This window comes from Candidatus Hydrothermales bacterium (assembly GCA_039630235.1).
Taxonomy (GTDB): domain Bacteria; phylum Hydrothermota; class Hydrothermia; order Hydrothermales; family JAJRUZ01; genus JBCNVI01.
In genome coordinates, this window is record JBCNVI010000043.1 from 1 (window position 1) to 807 (window position 807).

General features: G+C 42.0%; 1 protein-coding gene. It reads left to right on the forward strand.

Annotation, left to right across the window (positions count from 1 at the left end; genetic code table 11):
* Positions 1-807: SBBP repeat-containing protein (locus ABDH49_09195; GenBank protein ID MEN3047115.1), on the forward strand; the 807-nt coding region annotated here is incomplete at both ends.

Sequence of the window (807 nt, forward strand, 5' to 3'; positions counted from 1 at the left end):
TTGATGCATTTATATTGAAATTCACAAATTCAGGAGTAAGGCAGTGGGCTACTTATTATGGGGGAGGTGGGGATGATGGTGCACGTTCAATTTCAACAGATGGAGGTGGAAATGTTTTCGTGGTTGGGTATACTAATTCAACTAATTTTCCGACCTATAATCCAGGCGGAGGTGCATATTTTCAGGGAAGCAATGCGGGGGGTTGGGATGCATTTATATTGAAATTCACGAATGCAGGAGTAAGGCAGTGGGCTACTTATTATGGGGGAAATGGGAATGACGTTGCATATTCAATTTCAACGGATGCGAGTGGAAATGTTTTCGTGGCTGGGTATACTACTTCAACAAATTTTCCGACCTATGATCTAGGCGAAGGAGCATATTTTCAGGGAAGCAATGCGGGGGGTGTTGATGGATTTATATTGAAATTTACAAATTCAGGAGTAAGGCAGTGGGCTACTTATTATGGGGGAAGTGGGCATGATTATGCAAATTCAATTTCAACAGATGTAGGTGGAAATGTTTTCGTTGTTGGGTATACTGCTTCAACAAATTTTCCGACCTATAATCCAGGCGGAGGTGCGTATTTTCAGGGAAGCAATGCGGGGGGTTGGGATGCATTTATATTGAAATTCACGAATGCAGGAGTAAGGCAGTGGGCTACTTATTATGGAGGAAATGAGAGTGATTATGCAAATTCAATTTCAACAGATGGAGGTGGAAATGTTTTCGTTGTTGGGTATACTGCTTCAACAAATTTTCCGACTCAAAATCCAGGCGGAGGTGCATATTTTCAGGGAAGCAATG